This window comes from Mycobacterium sp. ACS1612 (genome assembly GCF_001667505.1).
Taxonomy (GTDB): domain Bacteria; phylum Actinomycetota; class Actinomycetes; order Mycobacteriales; family Mycobacteriaceae; genus Mycobacterium.
The window spans coordinates 270,733-286,985 of the sequence record NZ_LZHZ01000063.1; the positions used below are offsets into that span (position 1 = coordinate 270,733).

The 16,253-nt window shown below is 67.3% G+C and carries 12 protein-coding genes and 1 pseudogene; 5 read left to right on the forward strand and 8 right to left on the reverse strand.

The features are described from left to right. The first annotated feature begins 41 nt into the window (after nucleotides 1-41). Together A5724_RS26565 and A5724_RS26570 are read left to right on the forward strand one after the other, a co-directional pair. On the forward strand, nucleotides 42-2,204 hold the full coding sequence (locus A5724_RS26565; RefSeq protein WP_067809276.1) for an acyl-CoA dehydrogenase: 2,163 nt from the start codon (nucleotides 42-44) through the stop codon (nucleotides 2,202-2,204). Nucleotides 2,205-2,337: 133 nt separating this feature from the next. Then, on the forward strand, nucleotides 2,338-2,637 hold the full coding sequence (locus A5724_RS26570; protein ID WP_067809279.1) for a hypothetical protein: 300 nt from the start codon (nucleotides 2,338-2,340) through the stop codon (nucleotides 2,635-2,637). Between the two features lie 140 nt (nucleotides 2,638-2,777). Here A5724_RS26570 and A5724_RS26575 read toward each other — a convergent pair whose 3' ends face one another. Together A5724_RS26575 and A5724_RS26580 are read right to left on the reverse strand one after the other, a co-directional pair. After that, the gene (locus A5724_RS26575; RefSeq protein ID WP_067809564.1) at nucleotides 2,778-3,443 is read right to left on the reverse strand and encodes an HAD hydrolase-like protein; all 666 of its coding nucleotides are present in this window, start codon (nucleotides 3,441-3,443) and stop codon (nucleotides 2,778-2,780) included. A 50-nt stretch (nucleotides 3,444-3,493) separates the two neighbouring features. Continuing rightward, the gene (locus A5724_RS26580; RefSeq protein ID WP_067809566.1) at nucleotides 3,494-4,609 is read right to left on the reverse strand and encodes a TIGR03364 family FAD-dependent oxidoreductase; all 1,116 of its coding nucleotides are present in this window, start codon (nucleotides 4,607-4,609) and stop codon (nucleotides 3,494-3,496) included. Nucleotides 4,610-4,759: 150 nt separating this feature from the next. Here A5724_RS26580 and A5724_RS26585 point away from each other — a divergent pair. Next, a pseudogene (locus A5724_RS26585) lies at nucleotides 4,760-5,140 on the forward strand (UTRA domain-containing protein); the annotation flags it as partial. Here the strand turns inward: A5724_RS26585 and A5724_RS26590 are convergent. Beyond that, nucleotides 5,129-7,885, reverse strand: coding sequence for an AAA family ATPase (locus A5724_RS26590; RefSeq protein ID WP_067809281.1), 2,757 nt, complete (start codon nucleotides 7,883-7,885; stop codon nucleotides 5,129-5,131). The pseudogene A5724_RS26585 and the gene A5724_RS26590 sit on opposite strands and share 12 nt — an antisense overlap. 75 nt (nucleotides 7,886-7,960) lie before the next feature. Here A5724_RS26590 and A5724_RS26595 point away from each other — a divergent pair, with 75 nt between their 5' ends. Continuing rightward, on the forward strand, nucleotides 7,961-8,887 hold the full coding sequence (locus A5724_RS26595) for an alpha/beta hydrolase (RefSeq protein ID WP_067809283.1): 927 nt from the start codon (nucleotides 7,961-7,963) through the stop codon (nucleotides 8,885-8,887). Here A5724_RS26595 and A5724_RS26600 read toward each other — a convergent pair. After that, a complete protein-coding gene (locus A5724_RS26600) occupies nucleotides 8,884-10,248 on the reverse strand; it encodes an MmgE/PrpD family protein (RefSeq protein ID WP_067809288.1) in 1,365 nt (454 codons plus the stop codon). The genes A5724_RS26595 and A5724_RS26600 overlap by 4 nt on opposite strands. Before the next feature lie 50 nt (nucleotides 10,249-10,298). Here A5724_RS26600 and A5724_RS26605 point away from each other — a divergent pair, with 50 nt between their 5' ends. Next, nucleotides 10,299-11,678, forward strand: a complete 1,380-nt coding sequence (locus tag A5724_RS26605) for an MmgE/PrpD family protein (protein WP_067809290.1) — start codon at nucleotides 10,299-10,301, stop codon at nucleotides 11,676-11,678. Here the strand turns inward: A5724_RS26605 and A5724_RS26610 are convergent. Genes A5724_RS26610 through A5724_RS26625 form a run of 4 tightly spaced genes read right to left on the reverse strand, consistent with a single transcriptional unit; the run spans nucleotide 11,656 to nucleotide 16,237 of the window. Beyond that, nucleotides 11,656-12,348 carry an SDR family NAD(P)-dependent oxidoreductase gene (locus tag A5724_RS26610; RefSeq protein ID WP_067809293.1) on the reverse strand — a complete coding sequence of 231 codons (693 nt, stop codon included), beginning with the start codon at nucleotides 12,346-12,348 and terminating at the stop codon, nucleotides 11,656-11,658. The two genes, A5724_RS26605 and A5724_RS26610, sit on opposite strands and share 23 nt — an antisense overlap. Further along, complete coding sequence (locus A5724_RS26615; RefSeq protein WP_067809295.1) at nucleotides 12,341-13,699, reverse strand: MmgE/PrpD family protein; 1,359 nt, start codon at nucleotides 13,697-13,699, stop codon at nucleotides 12,341-12,343. Before A5724_RS26615 ends, A5724_RS26610 begins: the two co-directional genes overlap by 8 nt. Further along, complete coding sequence (locus tag A5724_RS26620; RefSeq protein ID WP_067809297.1) at nucleotides 13,696-14,691, reverse strand: tripartite tricarboxylate transporter substrate binding protein; 996 nt, start codon at nucleotides 14,689-14,691, stop codon at nucleotides 13,696-13,698. The genes A5724_RS26615 and A5724_RS26620 overlap by 4 nt, the downstream gene beginning before the upstream one ends. A 34-nt stretch (nucleotides 14,692-14,725) precedes the next feature. Next, on the reverse strand, nucleotides 14,726-16,237 hold the full coding sequence (locus tag A5724_RS26625) for a tripartite tricarboxylate transporter permease (RefSeq protein WP_067809300.1): 1,512 nt from the start codon (nucleotides 16,235-16,237) through the stop codon (nucleotides 14,726-14,728). Nucleotides 16,238-16,253: the final 16 nt, after the last annotated feature.

Below are 16,253 nucleotides of genomic sequence, written 5' to 3' on the forward strand. Positions count from 1 at the left end.
TCGGTTTGCAAACGTCGAACACGCTTCAGGGGACTTCCACCGTGAGTAAGTCAGCTCTCGCCATCACCGAGGAACACACCGACCTGGCCGAAGCCGCTTTCGGCCAACTCAACCGGTTGAACAGCCGCGCCGTCGCGCGCGCCGCGCTGGACAACGAATCGACGCATCCGTCGGAGAACTGGTCGGCCGGCGCCGACCTCGGCTGGAACGGCCTCGCCGTGGCCGAGGAGTACGGCGGGTCGGGTTTCGGGCTCGCCGAGTTGGCGATCGTGGTGGAGGCGCAGGGTCGCGAACTGTCTTCAGGCCCTTTCCTTCCGTCCGTCGCGGCTGCGGTGGTCATCGACCGCTGCGCATCCGAAAGCGTTCGTGCGCAAGTTCTTCCAAAACTGGCAGACGGCACCAGCGTCGGCGCGCTGGCACTGTCGGGCAACGTCACGATCGGCTCGGACCTGGTGCTCACCGGTGAGAGCCCAGCGGTGCTCGCCGCGCCGGACGCCGATGTGCTGGTGATCGCCGCAGGTGAGGATGTCGCCATCGTTGACGCGAAAGCCGATGGAATCACCGTGACGGCGTCGAAATCGCTCGACCCCACCCGCAGCGTCGGATCGGTCGCACTGCGCGGGGTCGCAGTCGACCAAGACCGGGTCATTCGCGGTGCCGCGCGCAAGGCACGCACGGTGTTCCGGATCCTGGCGTCGGCCGAGGCGGTGGGCGTCAGTTGGGCGGTGCTCGACATGGCCGTCGAATACGCCAAGGTCCGAGAGCAGTTCGGCAGGACCATCGGCACCTTTCAGGCCGTCAAGCACCATGCCGCCAACATGTTGGTCAACGCCGAGGAGACCACCGCGGCGACGTGGGACGCCGCGCGCGCCGACGACCTCGACAGCGCCTGGTTCCCCGCCGCGGTGGCGGCGGCACACGCGATGCGCACGCAGGTCTTCAACGCGCAGTACAACATTCAGCTACACGGCGGGATCGCGTACACCTGGGAGCACGACGCGCACCTGTATCTGCGGCGGGCCAGGACGCTGGCCGCACTGATGGAGGAGGCCGGCGATCCGCTGCTCGACGTGGTCGAGGGCCAGCGCAGCGGTCAGGCCCATGGCGCGTCGTTCACGCTGCCGCCCGAGGCCGACGCGTACCGCAGCCAGGCCAGGGAGGCGGTCGAGAAATTGCAGTCGCTCCCAGAGGACAAGCGACGCGATTTCCTGGTCGATTCCGGCTACTTGGTGCCGCATTGGCCCACACCGTGGGGCCGCGCCGCCGATGTGCTCGAGCAGTTGGTGATCGAGGAGGAGTTCGCAAACATCGAACGACCGGACATGGGCATCACCGGGTGGGTGGCGCTGACGATCGCGCAGGCGGGCACCGACGATCAGCGTGAACGCTGGGTCGAGCCCGTGCTGCGAGGCAAGGTGATGTGGTGTCAGTTGTTCTCCGAACCGGGCGCGGGCTCCGACGCCGCCGCGGTCCGCACGGCCGCCAAGAAGGTCGACGGCGGCTGGCGGGTCACCGGTCAGAAGGTGTGGACCAGTCTGGCGCAGTACTGCCAGTGGGGTCTGGCGACGGTGCGCACCGATCCCGACGCCCCCAAGCACGCCGGCGTGACGATGATGGCGATCGACATGAAAGCCCCTGGCGTGACGGTGAATCCGCTGCGCGGCATCACCGGTGACTCACACTTCAACGAGGTGTTCTTCGACGACGTGTTCGTACCGGACGACGACGTCGTCGGCGATGTGAACAAGGGGTGGCTGGTGGCGCGCGCGACGCTGGGCAACGAACGCATCTCCATCGGCGGTGGTTCCGGCGGCGCGTCCGGTTTCACGCCGGAGGACCTCATCAAGCTGCTCGACGCCTCCCCCGCCGCGGCCAACTACGTGCGTCGGGCGGGCGAGTGCATCGCGGAGACGCACACCTTGCGGTTGCTGAATCTGCGCCGGGCCAGTCGGGCCATCGCGGGTGCGGAGCCAGGACCGGAGGGCAACGTCACCAAGCTGCTGGTCGCCGAGGCCGGTCAGCGGATCACCGAACTCGGCGTGGAGTTGTCGGGGTCTGCGGCGGTCACCGGCCAGGCGCCGAAGCTGCTGCGCAGCTATCTCGGCAATCGGGCGATGACCATCGCGGGCGGTACGTCGGAGATCACCCGAAACACGATCGCCGAGCGGATCCTCGGGCTGCCGCGCGACCCGCTGCTCAAGTAGTGCTCCCTCGCGGAGGCGCCCCAAGACGTGCGACTGTCGGGGACTCCTCCGGTGCGCGTCATTTCGGATATGACGTCCCCGCCCGCAGTATGGAACTCCGTCCGGTGTTCCAGGACCAGCCGCTGCAGAGATCATGGAGTTCAAGGTCGCCTACGGCCGTGTGATGGCGAGTTTCGACGGCTACCGGCGCGGGATGCTCGTCGAGGCAAAGTACTTCTGCGGTTCGATTCAATCCATGCCACTGACACGCGTGCGCTGTTTGTTAAGCGAGGCGAGACGGCAGCGCTTCCTCGCCAAGAAAGAAGGGTTGCCGCTCGAATGGCACATCGCGAGTTTCGCTGCGGCACAAGACATCTGCCAGCTATTCGCGAACAATGGCCTTGGCGACATTCCGGTGTACTTCACACCGCCTCAGATTGCGAACAAGTGCTAGGTGCCAACGCAATGCGGCCCTGCCGCGAACCCGGCCGAGGCCGCTCAAACCCAACGAGCCTGTACCGCCGCATGCCGCGGTCAACGTGGTGACAGCCGCCACCATCGCGAGCGCGACGGTGCGGAAGATCAGGCCTGGCTTCATGATTTCTTCTCTTCTCGGTAGTGCAGGACCAGATCTGCGAAGGCGGAGACCGACTCGACGACATGGGTGGCGCCCGCCGCCCGCAGGCGCTGCGCGTCATGCGCGCCGGTCAGCGTTCCCGCGACAACGCTCGCCCCGGCCCGGCGCCCGCTTTCGATGTCGCTGCTGGTGTCGCCCAGCGTCGCGACGTTGGCAACGCCGTCGATCTGCAGCCGGATCAGCGCACTGAGCACGAGGTCCGGATGCGGCCGGCCGCGTACTCCTCCTCCTGGCGCGAGCACCAGGTCGGCCAGCGACTGCCAGCCGAGGGCGGCCAACAACTTCTCCTGTGTGGTTCCGCTGAATCCGGTGGTGAGCGCGACCCGGATACCGTTGTCACGCAGACGGGTAACGGTGTCCGCCGCTCCAGCTATCGACTCGGCCCGACCCTCGTCGATCAGCCCTTCGTAGGCACGTTCGAAAGCGTCGTTGGCTTGTTGTGCGCGGTCTTCGGTGCCGAACAGCGCACGGAAAACAGCGATCTTCGACTGGCCCATGGTGTCGAGCACGTATTGACGCGCGGCATCTCTTTCGGGACCGGACTCGGGCACGCCGACCGCGGTGGCAGCCATGTCGAACGCGGCGACCACCAGCCCGTCATCTGCGACCGTGGTGCCCGCCATATCGATGACGGCTAGCTGAATCTGGTTGTGCTGCACAGCGTTCCCGTGCGTCAAAGGCCGATGATGTCGGCCGTCTGCTCGGCCAGCGCGGGGCCGAGGGTCATACCGCGGCCACCAGGGCCGGTTATCACCCAGACGCCGTCATCGGGTGACGTCCGGCACACCAACTGATGCGGGTCGACACATTGGCTGTAGACACCGGCCCACCGCTGGCGGATCGGGGGAAGCCTGCGGCCGAGAAGCTGCTCGACCAGGTCGGCCAGGTAGGCGTACGGCGCCTCCGACACGTCGAACGCGAACGGCTCGGTGTATTCGTGGGTGTCGCCGATGGTCAGGCCGCCGTGCAAGCGCTGCACACACAGCAGCTGCATCCGATGTTCGTGCGCGACCGGTGTCTGTGATTCGTTGCGCTGCAGCGTATGTAGCGCAGGACCTGCGTAACCGGGGTAGTAGCGGAAACTGTCGCCGTCAGCGATGGCGGTGGTGAACCGTTCACCGAGCGGTTCGGTCTGCATCATCTGCAGCCGTACGCGGCGCACCGGCAGATCGCCCGCCAACTCGCGGACCAGGCCGCCGTGCGCAGCACCCGCGCAGACCAGGACGAGGTCGCCCTCGTGCCGATGCCCGCGATCGTCGATGACGAGCTGGCCGTCGACGGACCGTGCCTCGGTATGCGGAAGAAATCTGTAGCGCCCTGTGGCCGCCATGTGATCGCGTATCGCGGGCAGCGCCTGCCGGGATTCCACGACGGCGTCGAGCGAACAGTGCAATCCTGCAAGGTAATCGCCGCGCAGCGCGGGATTGAGCGCACGCACCTGCTCGGCGTCGAGCAACGTGAAACCACGGCCCTCCGCGTCAGCACGTGCGACGACCTCCTCGGCGACATCGAGTTCGCGTCGCGTCCGCGACAGCGTCAAGGATCCGGCAGCACGGAAACCGACACCGGGAATGTCGGCGCCGAGTTTCTCCCACAGTTCCCGTGCACGCAGTGCTGCGGCCAGTTCGTCGGTGGCCCTGCCCGACACCCAGATCAGTCCGAAGTTGCGCACTGTCGCGCCGCGGGCTTCCGCTTCACGCTCCAGATGCACGACTTCGTGACCACGGCCGATCACCTCTGCGGCGTGCATAGTGCCGAGGATGCCTCCACCCACGATCGTCACCCGCATGGTGCTGAACATGTCCGAGTCAGCTCAAGGGCGCCTGGAGGCGAGGTGTGCCCGGGCCGAACAACAGGTTAAGAATTGGTATAGACCAATCACTGTGCTTGCGGCACGGTCGTTCTCGAAGAGGTCGGTGCGATGCGGCGCTCGCTGCGCGGCGTTTGGGACGGGGAAGCCGTGGACGAACTCGACCACGCGCTGCAGGCTGCGGCGAGGGCTCGTGACGACGGCCAGCGCATCGGATTGGAGAGCACCTACCTACCCAAGGTCCGGTTCAGCTCCTTCGCCGAAACCTTCGACCCGGCCACATCGTTGTATGCCGCCGTGCGAGCCGCGGGTGTCGAGTTCGGTTCGGCGGTCGAGCGCATCGAGACAGTGCTGCCTTCGCCCCGTGAAGCCACACTGCTCGAAACGACCACGGCGATGCCGATGCTGTTGCTCAACCGGCGTTCTCTCGATGTCGACGGGCGGCCCATCGAACTGGTTCGCGCGCTGTATCGGGGCGACCGCATCGCTTTCGAGACGCTATTGACCTGATGTGCCCATGATCCGGCCGAGTTCGGCGCGGGTGTGGATGTCGAATTTCCGGTAGATCCGGGTCAGGTTCGCCTCGACCGTCTTCGGGCTGACACACAGACGCGCCGCCACGTCGGCGGTGGTCATGCCCGCCCCCGCGAGTTCTGCCACCCGCCGCTCGGACGGGGTGAGGTCGGCGCCGCGGGTCGGGCCGACGTTCGCGCGCTCCAGTTCGGCGCGGGTGCGCTGCACCCACAGCGCACTGCCCATCTGCTCGAACGCCCGCAACGCCTCGCCGAGCGTCGCTTCGGTCGCCACCTTCTGGCGCCTGCGCCGCTGCAACTGACCGAGTAACAACTGGGTGCGGGCCCGTTCGAACGGCATCGGCAGCCTGCCGAACTCCGTAAGTGCTTGGCGCGCAGCCCGTTCCGCCGCTTCGACCTCGCCCTGCGCGGCCAGCATCATGGCCCGGCATCGCCCACCGGCCGCCAACATCCACGGCCGGTCCAGCAGTACGCCGTTGTGCTCCAGCGCCTTGATCATCGGTTCGGCGTCGGCCTGCCTGCCGAGCGCGATCAGCGCCTCGACCGCGTCCGGCATGAATGACGCGGTGACGATTTCGGTGCCGGGCATGTCGGGGAAATCGTCGCAGCACTGCGACAACGCCGCTGCCGCTTCGACGTGGTTGCCCAACGACACTTCGAGGAAGCCAAGGACGGACATCGGCCAGTACGCCAACCGCGATGTGCCGCAGCGTTCGACGGCCGCCATCGCACCCTCGATATCGGCGCGTGCATCGCGTTCCCGGCCCACGTACGCCGCCGCGGCCGCACGCATCGTCTTGGCGACGGCCACCATCTGGTCACCACCGAGTTCCTCTGCGAGGCGGACGGCTTCCGTTGCCACGTGCCGCGCGTCGACGAATCGGCCTCGCCAGATCTCGACCAGCGCGGTGTGCACGGCGACGAAGATGAGGTCACTGTCGGCCCCATGGTCGATGCAGCGCCGCCGTACCCGCTCCCAATCGACCCGGGCCTCGTCGAGCCTGCCGGTCCACGCCCACAGCTGGGCCTTGGCGGCACTGGCCATGAACGGCGCCGACACGTCCTGGCGGGGGTCCTCCAATTCGAGCGCCCTGTCCAGCGCCGCTTCGTCAATCCCGTTGCCGTCCAACGCATTGATCGTCGCGTAGTTGGCCAGGGCCTGGCTGACCAAGGTGGGGACACCGACTTCCTCGGCTTCACCGACCGCGCGCTTGGCGATCTGCAACGCCTCGTCGTAGAAGCCCGCGAGGCTCTGCGCGAAGGACAGCGCGAGTAGCGTCGGGAGCAGCATCTGCGGGCTGTCCTCGGCCTCGTCGACGGCACGCTTCAACAGTGCCGCCGCCTCGTCGACGGTGCTGCTGAACGCCGTGGTCCCGGCCAGCAGGTTCAGCGCGAAAGCCCGCTGAGGACCCGGCGGCAGTTGGTCGACCACGGGAGCGACCAGGTCACCGGCCCGCGCGGCGTCACCTGCCCGAAGGTGGTTCTCCGCCGCGTGAAGTCGTCGCGATGGCGTGTCGCCGCCGAGTTTGATTGCCAGATCCAGCAATTCGGCCGCTGCAACGGGTGAACCCTTGGTCCGCGCAGAACACGCCGCCTTGTCGAGCGCCCGCAACAATTCGGGATCGGCGGTCGACGCGGCCAGGGCCATGTGTCGGGCCTTGAGCTCGGGTTGCGTGACGACGTCGGCCACCCTGCCGTGCATCTCGCGCCGCAGCGCCGGTGCGGTGGTGGAGTAAACCCCCCTGGCCAACAGTGGATGGCGGTAGTGCACCCGGTTGCCGTGCACGGTGATGACGCCATGGCGCTCCGCGTCGTCGAGCAGTTCCAGCGTTCGCCGCACCGGCGTCCCGGTCGCGCGCGCAAGCGCCTCGACAGTCGGGTCTGCGACACAGGCAGCGGCAAGCAGCACTCGCCAGGTCTCCTCGCTGAGGTCCTCCACGCGGATCCGCACCAGGTCGGCCAACGTTCGCGGGAGCTCCGCCTCGATGCCGGACGATCCGTTGTCGATGGCGCGCGCCAGTTCGAGCGCAAAGAACGGGTTGCCAGCCGAGATTTCGATGATGCGCCGCATCGTCGGGCGGGGGAAACACCGGCCCAACCGCACAGCGAGCAATTCGTGCAGTTCCGCCATGCCCATCGGCCCGACCTGGATCCGGCGGATCCCGTCGGGTGACTCCAACTGGAGCCACGACACCGCGCTCGCGCCACCCGGCTCCGGTCGCTCGGTGAGCAGAAGCACCGTGCGCCGCCGCAGCCGCCGCGCCACGTATGCGAGCACCGCGCGACTGCACCCGTCGAGCCACTGCAGATCGTCGACGCCGATCATCACCGGGCCGCGCCTGCCGAGTCTCTGCACGACAGACAACAGCGCCGCAGCGACGGAGTGCACGTCGGCGCTCGAGGCGTCACTGCTGCCCCGCAACAGCACCCGATCGACGGCCGCCCGCTGCATCTCCGGCAACCCGGTCAGCACCTCGGCATCGACTTCTGCGAACAGATCGGCCACCGTGCCGTACGCCATGTCCGCCTCGACCTTCGCCGCGCGCGCCGACAACGCATGGAAGCCACATTCGGCCGCTTGCTCGATCGCGGCGAGCCAGAGCGTGGTCTTGCCGATGCCCTCCTCGCCCTCGATGAGCAGCGCCGACGCAGACGTGCTCGCACCCTCCACGTAGTTGGCTATCGTTCTTAAATCGTCCGAACGGCCTACAACTGCCCCCATGTCGGTAATCGTTGCATTCAGCAAATGTTTCGGCGGACAAATCGCAAAAAATTTTTGACGAGAACGAAAGTTTGAATGGCTTCGCCCACTGGTAATACTTCTCGCGTGTCCACGGAGTTTCACCCCGACCTGCGTCGCGTCGCCCGCCACATCCCCAGGCAGATCATCACGCCGGCCACTGTCCCGTTCCTGCGCGCGTCGGAGCGTTTGCTCTGGCGGCGGACCCCCAAGGACGTCGAGGTGCTCACGTTGGCGTCCGGCGTCGGGATCCGACTGTTCCGACCCGCAGGCGTGAGCGGGCCGATGCCTGCGCTGCTGTGGATCCACGGCGGCGGGTACGTGATCGGCAAGGCGGCCCAGGACGACGCCCTGTGTCGGCGCTATGCGCGCGAAGTCGGCGCCATCGTTGCCTCGGTCGACTACCGGCTTGCGCCCGAACACCCCTACCCCGCATCGCTGGAGGACTGCTACTCGGCGCTGCGGTGGTTGGTGCGACTGCCGTCGGTGGACCCGGACCTGGTGGCGATCGGAGGAGCCAGCGCAGGCGGTGGGCTGGCCGCCGCACTCGCATTGCTCACCCGTGATCGCGGCGAGATCCCTTTGGCTGCACAGCTTTTGGTGTATCCCATGCTCGACGACCGCACCGTGGGAAGACATCACGACCACCCCGGCTTGCGGTTGTGGAATCAGTCGAGCAACAAGTACGGATGGTCGGCCTATCTCGGCGGCGCCGACCCGGAAGTTGCCGTGCCTGCCCGGCGCGAGGACCTCAGCGGCCTGCCGCCGGCGTGGCTGGGCGTCGGCACCCTGGACCTGTTTCACGACGAAGATTTGGCCTACGCCGAACGACTCAGGGCCGCCGGGGTGCGCTGCGATGTCGAGATCGTCGAGGGCGCGTTCCACGGCTTCGACGGTATAGTCCCGAAAGCCGATGTGTCGCAGCGGTTTTTCGACAGCCAGTGCGCGCTGTTGCGCGAGATGTTGACGCCTGCGGCCGCCTAATCCGTTGGCGCTGCCAGGCGCAGCACGGCGCGGATGTCGTCGTGGTCCAGCAGCTTCCAGCAGGCTTCGGCGAGTTCGTCGGTGCGGCCACGGCCGAGCACCGGGGTGGCCAGCGCGGTGAACTTCTCCTGCAGTTGCGCATCGGTCATCGGGTTGTCGGGCGTGCCGAGGTTGTGCGCGACGTGGCGCTGCAGCGTGCGACCGTCGCGCAAGGCCACCACCACCAGCGCCGAGTCCTTGGTCTGTTCGGGGTCGGCGTGCACACGGATCCGCTCACGCAGCCGCACCAACGCCGGGTCGCCGACGCGTTCGTCGGTGAACTGTTCCAGCAGTGCCGCGCCGTCAGCGAGCGCGACCGCGAGCACGTGGTAGATGCTGAACTTGCCCTCCAGACCCGTGCGTGGCTCGGCGAGTCCGGTTGTCGTCTTCACGTAGTCGTGGACATAGGCGTCGACCGACGCGACGTCGGCGGCGGTCAGCCCGTACTCGGCGCGCAACTCGAGCAGCGCCTGGGCGGGCGGATGGGTCAGCGAGCCGCAGGCGTACGGCTTGAAGCCGTCGCGTGGCAGATACCAGGTCTCACCGATGCCCTCGACGGCCCGCTCGGGCAGCGGATCGGGCGAGAACAGGTGCAGAAACCCGCGATGCCCCTCGATCGGCACGGTGCTCGAGGTGAAGCCGTCGCGGGCGAGGAAACCCGACACCAGTCCGTCGGAGGCGGCCTTTCCCGCGTGCAGCGCCTTGCCCATCGAGCCGTAGACCACCTTCATCCCGGCCGACTGCGTGGCGCCCGTGCCTATGGCGGCCAGCATCTGTTCCGGCGGAAGGCCGAGCACCCGCGCGGTGGCGGCGGCGGCGCCGATGTGCCCCACCGTCCCCGTCACGTGCCAGCCGACGTCGTAGTGGCCGGGCCCGGCAGCGACTGCGACGCGAGTCTGCACCTCGAAGCCCGCAACGAAGGCTTCCACAGCCAGCTTGCCCGGCACGGGCACCAGTTCGGCCGCCGCCGCGATCGCCGGCCACAGCGGGGCGCTGCCGTGGATGGTGGTGCGATCCGGGTTGAACGTGTCGTCGAAGTCGAGCACGTGCGCGGCGATTCCGTTGGCCAGCGCGGCCTGCCCGGCCGCCGCGCGCTCCGCGGTGCCCACGATGCCTGCGACCTGTGAACCGTCGGGATCCATCGCCCGGATCGCGGCGCGGACCCGGGCGCTCTCGGGCGTCACCGCGCCTGCGATGGTGCAGCCGAGCCAGTCGACAAGGCATCGCAGGACCTGGTGCACGACATCGTCGGGGAGGGACTCGACCCGCACACCGGACGCGAAACAGGCCAGTGCACCGCTGACAGAGGACTGATCGCTCACCGAGAGACTCCAGTCTGTATTACGGAAAAAAATTCTGTTATACAGACTACATGGCATCTGACCCGGGAAGCTATGACGATCGCACTTCTGTCGAGACACGTACGCTGCTCGACTTCGTCTGCCACACCAGTGCCGCGGAGATCCCCGGCGAAGTGCTGCACGAGAGCGCCAGATGCCTGCTCGACCATGTCGGTCTTGCGGTCGCAGGCGCACAGGAGCCTGCCGCGCGGATCGTTCGCGAGCAGTGCGCCGTGCTCGGCGGCGAACAGCAAGCCCTTGCCCTGGGCACGACCGAGCGACTGCGGGTCACCGACGCCGCGTTGGCCAATGGGATCGCCTGTCACGCACTGGATTTCGATGACACGCACCTCCCGACGATCCTGCATCCGACCACCCCGCTGTACGCCGCGGGCACTCCGCTGGCGCAGTGGCGGCAGACCAGCGGTGTCGATCTGCTTGCCGCGCACGCGCTCGGCTACGAACTCGCGGCCAGGGCCAGCAACGCGCTGTATCCCGAGCATTACGACGCCGGTTGGCACATGACGGGCACCACCGGCGCGCTTGCCGCCGTGACTGTCGCAATCAGGCTGCTCGGCCTCAGCGGTATCGCGGCCACGCATTGCCTGAGCATCGCCGCGACGCAGGCCGCGGGACATCGCGAGCAGTTCGGCACCATGACCAAACCGTTCCATGCCGGCCACGCCGCAGCGTCGGGCGTCTGGGCTGGCCTGCTCGCCGCGGGCGGGTTCACCGGGGCACCTGATCCGCTGCAGGGCCGGCGCGGCATGTTCGCGGTGATGTCCTCGGCCAGCAGTGCCAACGATCTGGTCGACGGACTCGGGCAGCGGTGGCAGATCTTCGACAACGGGGTGAAGCCGTACGCATGCGGGGTGGTGATCCACCCCGCCATCGACGCGGTGCGCGACCTCGCCGTCCGCCGCGGGCTTGCCCCGGACGCCATCGAGAAGATTCGACTGCGGGTACACCCGCTGGTGCTGGAGCTGACCGGAAAGACCGATCCCCGAACGGGTTTGGAGGGCAAGTTCTCGGTGACGTTCGCCTGTTCGATCGCGCTGCTGGACGGCCGTGCCGGCGAAGCCGAATTCTCCGACTCCGCCGTGGTGCGACCCGACGTCCGCGAACTGATGGCACGCATCGAGGTGGTGCCCGACGCCGACGTCCCGCATACCCAGGCCGGCGCGACCGCGCTCACCGACGACGGCAACAGCGTGGACACCTGGGTCGACCATGCCCGTGGCACGCCGGGCAATCGGCTCTCCGATGACGAACTGCGGGACAAATTCCACGGCCTGGCGGACGGCGTTCTCGGCCGCGAGCGGGCAAATCAGTTGGCGGAGAGCATCTTCGGGCTTGCCGATGGCGGCGACGTCGACGCGATGGCCGAACTCACCACACCGCTGGCGCGCTGACGACTGAACCGTCGCAGTCGACCCGGACCACGGTGCCGGTGACCTCCGCGGCGTTCACAAACGCCAACCACGCGACCTGAGAAGCGATTTCGGCTCTGCAGCGGTCCAATTCGGGACCCTCGGTATCGACGCCGGGGGACACCGCGTTGACCGCGACCCCGTCGTCTCGAAGCGCTGCGGCGAGTGCGAGCGTCATGCCGAGCAGACCGTGCTTGGCCGCGGACAGGTGCACGCGGTCCGGGTCGCCCGCCAATGCATTGCGCCCGAGGATGTTGATGATGCGTCCGCCGGGGATGAGTGCGGGTAGTGCGTGGCGGACACAGCGGAACGCGCCGTCGAGGGTGACCGAGCGGACCTGATACCAGTCGTCCTCGCTGATGTTCTGTACGCGCTGCCTCGGTCGGTACGACGCGTTGTTGACAAGTACCCGCACCCTGCCACGTTCGGCGATGACGTCATACATCCGCCGAACCGCCGACGGATCGGTGACGTTGGCGGTGACCGCGAAGGCGCGGCCGCCGCCCGCCCGGATCGCCGCCGCCACCGCGTCGGCCTCCTCGGTACGCGCCCTGGTATTCACCGCCACCGTAAGGCCCTCACGGGCAAGGCGTTCGGCGATCACTGCGCCGAGGCCACTGCCCGCTCCTGTGACGAGGGCGATGTCATCCATCTGCGGGCACCGTCTGTTTCAGCAGTACCGACACGTCGTCGAGTTCGTCGACGTGCCAGCAGTTGTCCAGCAGTCGTTCGGCGCGCTGTGCGGCGAGCACCGGCGTGACCAATTCGCGGAACTTGGCGGACAGTTCGTCGTCGCTGAGCGGCGCCGCGGCCGTGCCGCGGTTACCGCGCACCTCGGTGGCCAGGGTGCGTCCCGACGCCAGCGTGATCTCGACGTCGGCGTCCTGCTTGCCGATCGCGGGGTCGGAGACCACCTTCACCCGATCGCGGAGGTCGACCACGTCGGGCCGCGCCAGTATCTCGGCCGCCAACTCGTCGTTGCCGAGCCTGCGGAACACCACCGCGGCGGCCGCGCAGTGCCGCAGGCTGAACTTGGCCTGCATCGGGGTGGCCGGCTGCGGCAGATCGGTGAACCGCGCCGCAGGCGGCGAGACACGCACGTTGATCACGTTGACATCGTCTGCGGCGACGTCGTTTTCGGTGACCAACGCGATCACGCCGTCGACCATCGGATGGGTCAAAGACCCGCTCGGGTAGAGCTTGTGACCGTTGCTGGTCAGATTCCAGCTCTCGCCGAGTTGCGCGGTGATCTTCTCGGGGGCCGGCGCGGCGCTCATCACCGCGAGGTAGCCGAAATCCCCTTCGAGCACCTTCGGGCTGGCAGTCAGGTGATGCGCGGCCAGGGTGGCCGCGAGCACGCCGTCCATCGCGGCCTTACCGGGATGCATGCTCTTCAGGTCACTGCCCGCCATGATCCGCAGACCTGCGGCCTGGGTGGCGCCCGCGGCCATCGCGTGCTCGATCTGCTCACCGTTGCAGCCCATGGTGCGCGCCGCGGCGGCGGCCGACCCGACGTGCCCCGATGTCCCTGTCACATGCCAGCCCGCGTCGTAGTGCGTCTGGCCCGCCGCGTGCGCCACCCGGGTCTCCACCTCGAAGCCGAGCGCGAAACTGGTCAGCGCGTCGAGGCCGCTGACCGGCCGATCGTCGGCGACGGCCAGGATCGCCGGCCACACCGAGCAACTGCCGTGCACGGTGGTGCCAGGCGGGTTGTACACGTCGTCGAGGTCGAGCACATGGGAGGCGAACGCGTTGAGGAACGCGGCGAACGGTGGCGATACCCGCATGCGGGTGCCGACAACCGTTGCGCTTCCCCCTTTTTCAGAGGCCGCGATGGCATCGCGCGCCCGCCGGGTGGCGTCGTCGGCCGACCCCGCGACCGTGACGCCGATGTGGTCGACGAGTGCTCGGCGCGCAGCGTGCGTGACGGCGTCGGGAATCTGTCCGGGTTGCTGCTGGGCGACGAACGCCGCAAGGGCAGAAGTGGGACCGGTGTTGGTCACTGATCCTTCCTCAGGCCGAGTCCCTGCAGCAGACCGCCGACGATGTCGGTCTGCTCCTTCAGATACGCCTCGAACTTGTCGTCCTGGAGGTTCTGCGTCACCAGGCCGTCTTCCTTGATCAGGTTCTTCCAGGCGTCGGTCTCGACCATCTTCGTCAGGTCGTCCTGGAACTTCTGCACCGCATCCGCCGGCATGTCGGGTGCGCCCATCACGGCGCGGAACTGCACGGGCACCTTCGCGGTGTCGATGCCCTGTTCCTGCGTGGTGGTGACATCGGGGAAGGCGTCCAGACGCTTGTCGCCGATCACGGCGATCACCTTGAGTTGTCCCGCCTTCACCTGCTCAGCGACGTCGGACGCGCTGCCGAGCATGATGTTCGCGTCGTTGCGCAGTAGCGCGGTGATGCGCGATCCGGTGTCCTCGAAGGACAGGAACTTCCACTTGGCCCCAAGGCCGTCCTGCAGCACCAACCGGGTCAGCGCGTCGTTGGCTGTGCTGGAACCGCCTGCCTGGACCAACGTGTCCGGCGCCTTCTTGGCGGCGGCGACGAAGTCGGCGAACGTGTTGAACGGCGACTTGGCGTTGGTCACCACGACCTGAGGTTCGGTGGCCACCAACGTGATCGGAGTCAGCTGAGCCAGGCTGACCTTCGCGTTCTCGACGGTCATCGGGGTGGCCAGCCACGTCGGCGTGACCTGTGCGATCAGCCCCGCGTTGCCTTTGTGGTCGACCATGTACGACATGGCGCCGATCGAGTCGCCGGCAGGGACGTTGCGCACCGGCCAGTTGGTGTCGATGATCTTGTTCTCGTACATCACCTTGATCATCTGCCGGGTGAAGACGTCACTGCCGCCGCCGACGGCGTTGTGCGTGACGACCTCGACGGGGCCGGACTTGCCGCCACCCCCACCGCCGCCGCTGCCGCACGCGACGAGGGCGACCAGCGACAGCGCCGCGATGAGCACGGTCAGCAGATGCCGAATTCGGATCATGTCCGTTCCCTTCTTCGAAAACTCGCGAAATGAGTTACGCATCGATCTCCACCACCTGATCTCGAACCTTGCGACCGCGGCCGAAGGCCAAAACCACCAGCAACACGACAGCCAGGCCGATCAACGTCGCCGAGATGGGCCGCTGAAGGTAGATGACCGGGCTGTTGTTCGACAGCAGCAGTGACTGCCGGATCGCATTCTCGGCGATCGGTCCGAGCACAAAGGCGAGAACCAAAGGGGCAGGCGGGATGTCGAGTTTGCGCATGACATAGCCGAGCAGTCCGAAGACCACCAGCATGCCGACGTCGAAGATCGAGAAGTTGACGCTGTACACGCCGACCACCGAGATCAGCAGGATCGCGGGGTAGAGCACCTTGTACGGCGTGTTCAACAGCTTGGCGAAGAACGGCACCATCGGCAGGTTCATCACCAACAGCGCGATGTTGCCCAGGTACATGCTGGCGATGATCGGCCACACCACGTCGGCGTGTTCGTGGAACAGCAGCGGGCCGGGGTTGAGGCCGTAGAGCACCAACGCGCCGAGAAGCACTGCGCCCGTGCCGGATCCGGGGATACCCATGGTCAGCAGCGGAACCATCGCACCGCCGGTTTCCGAGTTGTTCGCGGCCTCCGGCGCCGCGACGCCCTCGATCGAGCCCTTGCCGAACTCCTCGGGCGTCTTCGACGTCTTCTTGGCGATGATGTAGGAGACGAACGACGCGACCGTCGAACCCGCACCGGGCAGGATGCCGATCAGGAACCCGACGATGCCGCCCTGCAGCATGGCCGGCGTCGACTTCTTGATGTCTTGGCGGGACGGCAGCAACTCGCTCAGCTTCTTGGGCACCTTGAAGAGTTGCTTCTCGGCTTTGTCCTCGATGTTGATCAGCACCTCGCCGACGGCGAAGATGCCGACGGACAGCGCGATGAACTCGATGCCGCCCGCCAGTTCGATCTGGTCGCCGGTGAATCTTTGTGCGCCGGAGAACAAGTCGGTGCCGATGGTGGACAGGAACAGCCCGATGAACATCGCGATGAAGCCTTTGAGCATCGAGTCGCCGGCCAGCATGATGACGAGCAGGAGCGCGAACACCATCAGCGCCGAGTACTCCGGCGGACCGAAGTTGACTGCGACGTCGGCCGCGACCGGAGCGAGGAAGGTCAAGCCGATCACGCCGATGGTGCCCGCGACGAAGGACCCGATGGCCGCGATGCCGAGGGCCTTTCCTGCCCGGCCCTGTTTGGCCATCTCGTAACCGTCGATACACGTCACGACCGACGAGGACTCGCCGGGGATGTTCAACAGGATCGACGTCGTCGACCCGCCGTACTTCGCGCCGTAGTAGATGCCGGCCATCATGATCAGACCGGTTGCGGGATTGAACCCGGTGGCCAGCGGCAGCAGGATGGCGATGGTCGCGGGCGGCCCGAGGCCGGGCAGGATGCCGACGAGCGTGCCGAGTAGGCAACCGACGAGCAGCCACAACAGGTTTGTGGGCGTGATCGCCGCCTGCAGCCCGTGCAGGAGGCCTTCGATCGCGTTCACCGGTCGGCTCCGAAGT